Raw genomic sequence first — 10,064 nt, 5'->3', positions numbered from 1 at the left:
GGGCACGTCTCACGCCATTACCCGCTCGGTGCGCGACAGCGCGGCCCTGCTGGACGCAACCGCGGGTGCCGATCTGGGGGCGCCCTATGCGGCGCCCGACAGCCCCGTTCCCTATCGCCAGGCGACCGAGCGCGACCCCGGCACGCTGCGAATCGGGCTCATCGAGGGGCCGGCGCTGGCGCCGGAGGCCGAGGCCGTCGCGCGGCAGACCGCGGCGCTCTGCGAATCCCTGGGGCATCGCGTCGAATCGATCACGTTGCCCGTCGACTGGGAAGCGTTCTACCAGCGCTGCTTCGACATCATCGGCCCGAGCACCCGCGAGTTCCTGGACATGCTGGGCGAGATGCGCGGAACGCCCGTCGACGAGCAGGAGCTGGAGCCGAGAACCCGGATCATGCTGCGCGAGCGGGGGCGAATCGACGCCACCCGCTATGTCGCCGCCATCAATTACATCCACGCCCTGGGGCGCCGGATGGCGGCGACCATGCAGCGGTTCGACGTGCTGCTGTCGCCGACCCTGGCCTGTCGACCGCCACGGATCGGCGAGCTGGACGCCTTCGACGATCGACTGTCGCTGGCGGAGGTGATCGACGACTTTCACGGCTATTGCCCTTTCACTGCGCTGTTCAACGCCACCGGTCAGCCTGCGATGTCGGTACCGCTTTACTGGACCGGGGAGCAATTGCCATTGGGCAGCCATTTCGCCGGACGCTTCGGCGAGGAAAGCCGGCTGTTCTCGCTGGCCGCGCAGCTGGAGCGGGCCCAGCCGTGGGGCGGACGCGTTCCCGCGGTCAGTGCGTGCTGCCGTTAAGAGGGTGTTTACAAAATGCCTTCGCTCGCCGACTTCGTAAACACCCTCTAAGAACCCCTTTCCAGACTCCCCGGCGATGATCGCCACTCAATGACACCGGGCAGCGCCCGGTGTCTTGCCCCTGTGTCTTCCGCAGTCTTCGCGCCGTCGATGGGCAGGCGGTCGGTGACGCGGGTGAATGGTCGCCTTCAGGCGATGAGTGCCAACTGACTGTCAAGGCCAGTCAAGACTCAAAAGCGCATCGAGAGCAGGCTTGGTCGGGTCAGTAGTGGGGACTGGGCACAACAATGGCAAAAAGCCTAAGGAGGTTCGCAATGACCGATACGACGCCTGCCCAAGGCGCGAGCGCCCGCGAGAGTCATCGCCGCTCGAGCGCACCGGGCATCGGATTCAAGACCATGATCGCCATCTGCGTCGGCTGCGTCGTGGTGCAGGGGGCGATGGCATCCGCGCTGATGGGATTCGGCATCGGCGGCTTGAGCTTTCTGGCAGCGATGGGGTTGGCGCTGCTGTTCGCTTTCTGCAACGCGATCAGCTTTTCCGAACTCTCGTTGATGTACCCGTCGTCGGGGACGCTGGCGACCTACACCCAGAAGGCGATCGGCCATTTTCCGGCCATCGTGTCGGTGTTCTCCGGCTACGTGATCGTGGCGATGTTCGGCCTTTCGGCGGAGTTGCTGCTGGTCGATGCGCTTTTGCAGACGCTCTTTCCCGGCATGCTGCCTTCTTACCTGATTCCGGTGCTGCTGCTGTTCGGGCTGGCATTTCTGAACATCCTGGGCACCGACGTCTTCGCGAAGCTGCAGAATCTGTTCACCTTCGCCATGATCGCCGCCATCCTGCTGGTCGGTGCCACCGCGCTGCTGGACACGCCCACGTCATCCGTCGCGCAGGCGGCGGCCGGCATCGATTGGGGGCTTGAAGGCATCTCCGACGGCAGCTTCATCGGTCTGACGGCACTGGCGATGTGGATGTTCGTCGGCTGTGAGTATATCTGTCCGCTGATCGAGGATATTCGCCAGCCGGAGCGGCGCGTGCCGCGTGCGATGTTCGTGTCGCTGATCATCATTTTCCTGCTGTTCACGCTCTTCTGCCTGGGCGCCGGCCGCTATCTCTCCATGGAGACGCTGACCACCTCGCCGCTGCCCTACCTGGACCTGGTCGACGGCGTCTTCGGCAAGGCGGGGCTGATCATTGCCACGGTCATGGGCTTGACGGCCACCTGCAGTACCGTCAATACCGTGCTCGCCACGGTGCCGAGAATGCTTTCGGGGATGGCCGACAACGGCCAGGTCTTCGGCATCATGGGCAAGTTGCATTCGCGCTTCGAAACGCCCTGGATCGGCATCCTGTTCCTGGCGGCGATCGTGGCGATTCCGTTTCTGCTGGTGAGTCCGGACAACATCATCGTGCTGCTGATCGGTGCGTCGACCAGCTGGTTGCTGGCCTACATCGTGGCGCACATCAACGTGATCGTGCTGCGCGTCAGAAAGCCCGGGCACGCGCGCCCCTACCGGACGCCACTGTACCCCGTCCCGCAGCTTATCGGCATCGCCGGCATGGGCTATGTGGCCGCCAATGCCTCGCCGTCGCCGGAGATGACGGCAATGGTCTATACCCTGCTCGGTGTTGTGCTGGGTATCGTCGGCGTGATCGCGCTGTTCTGGGTCAAGTTCAAGATGAAGAAAGGGCTCTTCGAGCCTGACATGACCGACTGAAGGCTGAATCGACGGCTTTCCTCGGTCCGGCCTGCCCACTGGGCTGGATCTGCGCAGCGCCCCACCGGCCACCGAGGAGAGGCCGCCGAGTGTTCATCCATGTAGTAGCTGGAATAAAACGGGTATGGCCATGAAAGCGTTGGTTGGGATTGCTCTTGTTGGCGTGGCGCTTCAGGTGGGTCGTGTTTGTGTAGCCGCCGAGGTTGCCGATCACGTTTACCTGAATGGCGAGATTCATACGCAGGATGAACAACGGGACCGGGCCGAGGCCGTGGCCATAAAGGACGGCCTCTTCATTGCGGTCGGGAGCGACCAGGCCATGGAGAGCTACATAGGAGCCAGTACCCACGTCGTTGATTTGCAGGGCAAGACGGTCCTACCCGGGATAGTGGATGGTCATGGTCACTACGTGCGTGGGGTCAAGCGTGAATTGTTCAGCTGCGGATTTCCCAGCAGTACGCCCGCGGAAGCCATAGCTGCGAAGGTCAAGGCATGTGCGGCCGAGGCAGAACCCGGGGAATGGATCGTGGGAGGGGCCTGGGCGTCGAGTTATACGGACACGGGGAAAGTCCACAAGTCGGCACTGGACGCCGTGGCGCCCGACAACCCCGTCTATCTTCTCGATGACACCGGACATAATGGCTACGTAAATTCCCTGGCGCTGGAAGAGGCCGGTTTTACAAGGGAGAAGGCGCGAAAGATGCCGGCCATCTTGACTGACGAGAATGGCGAGCCTACAGGGATACTGCACGAAGAAGCTGCCGGAGAATTGACACAGGCGATTCCCCCGTTGAGCGATGAGAAATACCGGCAGGTCGCCAAGAAGTCAGCCGAGATGGCGAACCGTCATGGCATCACTACCTACGTGGAGGCCCGTACCGACAGGGCGACGCTCAAGGCCTATCATGACGTGGACGAGCGGCAAGGGCTGACGGCTCGGGTAATTGCCTTTCTTCAGTATGAAACCGACTTCAACGAATCCAGAGAGAAACAGCTCGAGACGATAAAAAACAGACGGAATTATTTTTCCGACAATGTGCATGCCAATAATGTGAAGTTTTATCTGGACGGGGTCCCGCCGGCGTATACCGCTGCCCTGTTGAACCCCTATCAGGCCGAATCGCTGCACGAACATCAGCTCTCGAGCGATTTTCGGGGCAAGCTGCGAATGACACCGGAGGAAATCCGGGAAGATGCCATTGAACTGGATAAAGAAGACGTCACCATGAAATTTCATGCTTCCGGTAGTGCGGCGGTGCGCGAGGCCCTGAACGCAGTAGCGGCCGCTCGCCAAGAGAACCCGACCGGCAAGCTTCATCATTCAATCGCCCATGCCGGCATGGTGAGCAAGCGGGACCTGCCCCGTTTCAAGGAATTGAATGTGGTGGCGGATATCGCGCCTCCCATCTGGATACCCGGCCCCTACAGCGAGGTCATGATCGAAGCCCTGGGTAAGGATCGCTATGCGCGAACGCCACCGACGGCAGAACTCCTGGAGGCCGGCGCTACGATTGCCTATGGTTCCGACTGGCCATCCATCTCCAGTTCGATAAATCCTTGGCCTCATCTGGAGTCCATGGTGCAACGGAAAATCGGCCCCGAGCAGAGCATTCCTCTGCAAGCGGCCATCGACACGATGACTTCGGGGGCGGCCTATTCTGCCAATCTGTTGTCGGAAATAGGTTCCATAGAGCCAGGCAAGTCCGCGGACATGGTGGTCATCGACCGGAATATATTTGCCATTCCCGTATCCGATATTTCGGAGACCCGGGTGCTGCTGACGGTGTTCAGGGGAGAGCCGGTTTATAAGAATCCTCGATTCAATGACTGAGCGTGTGGCATAGCAGCCAGTGCCGGTTGCCTGGGCTCTCCGAGGACTATGTCAGCAGGATGCCAAGGCTAAAGTCTAGTGTCATCAAGTGTCTGTAAAGTAACAGAAAACAAGCGGTGTCATGCAGGCGCAAGTCGCTGACCAGGATGATCAATCAACGATCGGTTCGGCCCCTTAGTTTCGGCTGATGAGGCGTGCATACAGCTCGATTCGTGAAGGGAGGCGAGATGGCCGAGGATCGTTACGATTACATCATTGTGGGCGCCGGCTCCGCCGGTTGCGTCATTGCATACCGCTTGATCAGGGAGACCAGGGCCCGGGTGCTGCTGCTCGAGGCGGGGGGATCCGACCGCCACCCCCTGGTACGCATGCCGTCCGGGGTCGGCAAGGTGATTCCCACCAAGACCTGGGGATATGTGACCGCTCCCGAGCCGGCTGCCGCCCATCGCGAGATGACCATGGCCCAGGGCAGAATCCTCGGGGGCGGCAGCTCGGTCAATGGGATGATCTATATTCGCGGTCAGCGCGAGGATTACGACCGCTGGGCCAGCGACTACGGGTGCGAGGGCTGGAGCTACGCTGAACTGCTGCCCTATTTCCGCAAGGCCGAAGCCAACGAGAGCCTCGGCGGGGGATTCCATTCCGGCGCGGGGCCCTTGCCGGTATCGGAAAACCGGTATCGTCATCCACTCTCGATGGCCTTCATTCGCGGTGGTCAGGAGGTCGGTCTCGACTATGTCAACGACTTCAATGGCGCCACCCAGCAGGGGGTGGGTTACTATCAGACCACGACGACCGCCGATGGGCGCCGCGCCAGCACCTCGCGCAGCTACCTGGATGCCGTACGCAACGACCCCCGCCTGACCATCGTCTCCGAGGCCCTGGCGCACCGCGTCGTTCTGGAAAACGGCCGGGCCACGGGGGTCGTCTACTCTCGCCGAAACGGCGAACCGGTGACCGCTCATGCCGGATGCGAGGTGATCGTCTCGGCAGGAGCCATCGGGTCACCGAAGCTGCTGATGCTGTCCGGCATCGGCCCGGCCTCCCATCTCGAGGAACGGGGCATCGACTGTGTTGCCGAATTGCCGGTCGGCCAGGGGCTTCAGGATCATCTGCATATTTCGGTCAACGCCACGACACGTGAGCCAGTATCGCTTTATGGTCAGGACTCCGGTCTCGCCGCGCTCAGGAACGGTTTCCAGTGGCTGCTCTTCGGCAGCGGCGTCGGTACCTCGAACGTGCTGGAAGCGGGCGCCTTCGTCGATAGTTGCCAGCAGGGCCGACCCGACGTGCAGATTCATTTCCTGCCGGTACTCGATACCTGGGACGATCCGGACGGCATTCTGGAGGGCTATACCCACGGGGTCAGTCTGAAGGCCGGCTTCCTGCAGCCGGAGTCTCGTGGCGACGTGCGTCTTTCCAGCGCGGACCCTCATGCCCTGCCTGTCATCCGGGCCAATTACCTGACGGAAGAAGGCGATGTCGAGGGCATGGTCCGTGCCGTGAAGGTCGCTCTGGACATTGCGCGCTCGGGACCCATGAGCGAGTGCTGCGACCGGATCATCCAGCCGGTCGACAGCGCCTGGGGCGATCACGATGCGCTGGTCGATTTCGTTCGCCGAACCTCCAAGACCGTCTACCACCCGGTCGGCACCTGCCGTATGGGACCCCGGCCGGATACCGCCGTCGTGGATACCGAGTTACGTGTTCATGGCATTGACGGGTTGCGCGTAATGGATGCCTCGGTGTTTCCCACCGTGCCCAGCGGAAACACCAATGCGCCGACCATCGCGGTAGCGGAGAAGGCCGCCGATAAACTGATCGCAAGCAGTCATTGCAACTGATCTTGAAGCGGTAACGATTCGTCGATGAAATCCTGGCAATCACGTTCGCGATTGGGAACGGGAGGCTGCCATGGCGTCAAACGTCATCGTCCGGATGCAGATCCTTGACCTCGGCCAGCAGGTTCATCAGGGTGCGGTACTTCTCCTTCCCCAGGGCCTGCTGGATCTTCTGGTACTGGCGCATCATCTCTTCTTTCATGTCGTCGAAAAGCGCATTGCCCTTCGGCGTCAGGGTGATGCACAGACGGCGCTGATCGGATTCGGGTTTCCAGCGGTGTACCAGGCCGTTCTGCTCCAGCCGCACCAGCACGCCGGTCAGGCTGGGGCGCAGAATGCATGCCAGCTCGGCCAGTTGGTGGCTTTCGAGCGTCTGCTCGTCGGACTGCCAAAGGATACGAATGACCCGCCACTGCTGCTCGGTGATGTTGTTGCGATTGAGATGTGGCCGGAAGAAATCCATCGCGGATTCACGGGCCTGAAGAAGAGCGAGAGTGAGAGAGGGAGTCGGACGCGCCATGTTTCGCCTTGTCGAGAAAGCAACCAAGGGGATCGCTCCTTGGTCCTGACCGTTGGGTGATCGAATACCCATGCATGAGTAGTTAAGTTCGAGAGAGTCTTCAATACCGTAACGGGAGCCTTCCCGGCCAACGCCTGAAGCCTCGATTCACCGAACGGCGCGACTTCCGTCGAGACGATGCCTTCGTCGATGCCGACCATAGCATATTCGCGCGCTTCGCCTACACGTCGGCAGGGCCCCTGTGCCGCGTATAACCCCAGGTTGCAGGGCCGAACGCCGTGTCATCGGCTATCCGGCCGGGCGAGCCATTCAGGCCCGCCCCAGCCAGGCCCGGTCAGCGCGTTCAATACACCGAGGAGGGCGCCGCCGGCGTCTCGCCGTCCTTGAACGTGGCGGCCAGCGCTTTCAACGACCCCATCAGCAGGCTGGTATCCACGCCGACGGCCACGAAGGTGCAGTCCAGCTCGAGATAGCGCCTGGCAAGTGTCTGATTGGCCGACAGGATACCGGCCGCCTTGCCTGCCTGGCGGATGCGCTGGATGCCGTTCTCGATCGCCGCCTGGACCGCGTCATGTCCCGGGTTGCCGCGATGACCCAGCGAGGCGCTCAGATCCGCCGGGCCGATGAACACGCCGTCGACGCCCTCGACGGCAGCGATCTCGTCGATGTTATTGAGCCCTTCCTGCGTTTCGATCTGTACCAGCAGGCAGATTTCGGCGTCGGCCTTGTCCAGGTAGCCGGGAATGGAGTTCCAGCGGGAGGCCCGCGCCAGCGCACTACCGACGCCACGCACGCCCTCCGGTGGGTAGCGGGTCGCGCGGACCATGGCGCGAGCCTGTTCGGCGTTGTCCACCATGGGGATCAGCAGGGTCTGCACGCCGATGTCGAGATACTGCTTGATCAGTGCCGTCTCCCCCACGGGGGGGCGCACCACGGGCTGCGCCGCGTAGGGCGCGACCGCCTGCAGTTGCTCGAGGATGGTACGCAGGTCGTTGGGCGCGTGTTCGCCGTCGATCAGCAGCCAGTCGAAGCCGGCGTTGGCCGCCAGTTCGGCGCAGTAGCCGTTGGCCAGGCCCAGCCAGAGGCCGATCTGGGCCTCGTCCCTGGTCAGCGCCTGCTTGAACGAGTTGGTTGGCATGTCCATGGGTGCTCTCCCGGTGATTCCGTGTGGGGCCGCTGTATCGCAAGCGAGGATCGTGAACCCGGCGGCTTCACGGCCTTGGCATTTTCTTACAGCGGAAAGATGGCATTGATCTGGCCGGTGCCGGAGCTACCGAACGGCTCGGTCACGATCTCGGCAGGGGTGTCGTACCCTTCACCCAATACGCCCAGCAACATGGCCGTGTCGTGCATGCCGCCCTCGCCGTAACAGTGCTGGGCATACTCGGGCAGCATGGCGCGGAAGGCGTCGAACTTGCCCTGACGCCACAGCTCCACCACGCGTATATCCATTTGCCGGTCGAACTCACGCGTCCAGCGGTGCATGTTCTCTTGCGCCATGCTGTTGTCGGTAAAGCGGTGCGACAGCGAACCCGAGGCCAGCACCATGACCTTGTGGTCGCTGGCTTCGATCGCCCGACGTACGGCCGCGCCGAACTTCATGCTTTCGTTCAGGTCGTGCCAGGCATCCCAGGCAGCGATGGACACTACCTTGAAGGCCTGTTCCTCGGGGACGTCCATGTGCATGTAGCGCATCGGTACCAGGGTGCCGTATTCCAGCTTGAGGCTCTTGATATTATGCGCCATGGTGCGGATGTCCGAGGTATTGGCTTCCTCGGCGATCCGCTCTCCCAGCGCGGGGCAGCCATCGTAGCCGTACTCCATGTTCTGGATGAAGTGCGGCAGCTCATTGCTGGTATAGACGCCTTCGAAACGGTCTCCGCAATTGATGTGGTAGCCGCTGTTGACGAGCCAGTGGGTATCGAAGACCAGCGCGACATCGGCCCCCGACTCCCGCGCGCGAAGACCGATCTCCTTGTGGCCGGCAATCGCCTGCGCTCGGCAACCATGGTGCTTGCCAGGCTGTTCCGAGAGATACATGGAGGGAACGTGCGTGATCTTGGCAGCGAGGACGATCTCACCCATGAGTTGTTTCCTTTAATATAAAAAGTGATCTGGGGAAGCGGCGATGTCGACGGGCTATACGTGCAGGGCCATCTCTCGATGTGAACCCTTCGCCTCGAGAGATGGCAAGCAGCCGATGGCAGGTTGTCGCAAGGGCGCTGTAAACCCATCCATGGGCGCTACTTTCGCCATCCATGGCGAAAGACCCTTGCTCGCACCTGCCCTCGACGCATTGCAGTTCCCGTGGAGAGAGATCCCATACCCTTGCGCGATGACTCTGCACACACGTACCGGTCATGATGCTGTGTATCGCCTTTTTGTTAACATGTGAACTGGCTGCAAGGGCAAAGCGCATACACACAGGAGTCGCGGCATGGCACTGGAGCCGATTCCCAACATCACGATCGGTCAGGAGTACGATCAGCGCTACGCCGACGCCACGGTGCACTACGAAGCGCTGGGCCGCATGGCCGATTTCTTTGGGCGCAACATGCCGGTGCATCATCATGACCGCTTCTTCCAGGTGCACTACGTCAAAAGCGGCATGCTGAGGGTCTACCTGGACGACCGGCAGTTTCATCAGCAGGGGCCGATGTTCTTTCTGACGCCCCCGACCGTGCCGCACGCGTTCACCACGGAGGAGGGCAGCGACGGGCATGTGCTGACGGTACGCCAGCAACTGGTGTGGTCGCTGCTCGAGGAGAGCGCGGATCTTGGCAACGTGCAGCACGTGGCCCCCGTTTGCGTAGCGACCGGGCATGTCACCGAGGAAGCGCGCAGTGAGGTGGCGCGTGTCGAACGGCTGTTCGACGAGCTGCGGCTGGAATTCGAGGCCGCTCGTCCGGGACGCGAAGTGGCGTTGACCACGCTGACACGCTTGATCTTCATCGGCCTGTTTCGCTTGTCGGCCAATTCGCTCAAGTCGCAGCACGTTCGTCACGACGAGCTGACGCTGTTTCATCGTTTCAATCGGGAAATCGAAGCGCACTACACGGCGCACTGGACGCTGTCGGAGTACGCGGCGGTCCTCAACGTGACCGAGGCGCGGCTCAACAGCGTGTGTCGTCGTATCGCCGGCGTACCCAGCAAGCGGCTGGTGCACGACCGGCTGGCGCAGGAAGCCCGGCGCCTGCTGACCTTCACGCGGCTGACCATCAACGAGATCGGCTACCGGCTCGGTTTCCAGGATCCGGGCTATTTTTGTCGCTTCTTTGCGCGTCATGCCGGCACCACTCCGTCACGTTACCGCCGTCGCCAGTTCGGTCAGGCCTGACCGGAG

Annotated in this window: 8 protein-coding genes; 5 read left to right on the top strand and 3 right to left on the bottom strand. The window is 61.9% G+C overall.

The features are described 5' to 3' along the window. The 4 genes from HR9077_RS03990 to HR9077_RS03975 all read left to right on the top strand — a co-directional run. A partial coding sequence (locus tag HR9077_RS03990) for an amidase (RefSeq protein ID WP_136065357.1) occupies nt 1-811 on the top strand: 811 nt, incomplete at its 5' end. Nucleotides 812-1,125: 314 nt separating this feature from the next. Beyond that, on the top strand, nt 1,126-2,529 hold the full coding sequence (locus tag HR9077_RS03985) for an APC family permease (RefSeq protein ID WP_136065355.1): 1,404 nt from the start codon (nt 1,126-1,128) through the stop codon (nt 2,527-2,529). A gap of 124 nt (nt 2,530-2,653) precedes the next feature. Then, nucleotides 2,654-4,360 carry an amidohydrolase gene (locus tag HR9077_RS03980; protein WP_136065353.1) on the top strand — a complete coding sequence of 569 codons (1,707 nt, stop codon included), beginning with the start codon at nt 2,654-2,656 and terminating at the stop codon, nt 4,358-4,360. A gap of 227 nt (nt 4,361-4,587) precedes the next feature. Next, nucleotides 4,588-6,204 carry a GMC family oxidoreductase gene (locus HR9077_RS03975; protein ID WP_136065351.1) on the top strand — a complete coding sequence of 539 codons (1,617 nt, stop codon included), beginning with the start codon at nt 4,588-4,590 and terminating at the stop codon, nt 6,202-6,204. 76 nt (nt 6,205-6,280) lie between these two features. Here the strand turns inward: HR9077_RS03975 and hpaR are convergent, their stop codons facing one another. The 3 genes from hpaR to hpaD form a co-directional block, all read right to left on the bottom strand. Next, a complete protein-coding gene (gene hpaR, locus HR9077_RS03970) occupies nt 6,281-6,721 on the bottom strand; it encodes a homoprotocatechuate degradation operon regulator HpaR (protein ID WP_136065349.1) in 441 nt (146 codons plus the stop codon). A 343-nt stretch (nt 6,722-7,064) separates the two neighbouring features. After that, entirely contained in the window at nt 7,065-7,865 is an 801-nt protein-coding gene (gene hpaI, locus HR9077_RS03965; RefSeq protein ID WP_136065347.1) for a 4-hydroxy-2-oxoheptanedioate aldolase, read from the bottom strand. A gap of 86 nt (nt 7,866-7,951) precedes the next feature. Continuing rightward, nucleotides 7,952-8,806: a 3,4-dihydroxyphenylacetate 2,3-dioxygenase gene (hpaD, locus tag HR9077_RS03960; protein WP_136065345.1), complete on the bottom strand. Its 855-nt coding sequence runs from the start codon at nt 8,804-8,806 to the stop codon at nt 7,952-7,954. 352 nt (nt 8,807-9,158) lie between these two features. Between hpaD and hpaA the strand changes: the two genes are divergently transcribed. Continuing rightward, nucleotides 9,159-10,058, top strand: a complete 900-nt coding sequence (gene hpaA, locus HR9077_RS03955; RefSeq protein ID WP_136065343.1) for a 4-hydroxyphenylacetate catabolism regulatory protein HpaA — start codon at nt 9,159-9,161, stop codon at nt 10,056-10,058. Nucleotides 10,059-10,064: the final 6 nt, after the last annotated feature.

The organism is Modicisalibacter radicis (genome assembly GCF_900961225.1).
Classification (GTDB): domain Bacteria; phylum Pseudomonadota; class Gammaproteobacteria; order Pseudomonadales; family Halomonadaceae; genus Modicisalibacter.
The sequence above is the reverse complement of the archived record's forward strand: the minus strand, read 5'-3'. Positions and strand labels throughout refer to the sequence as shown.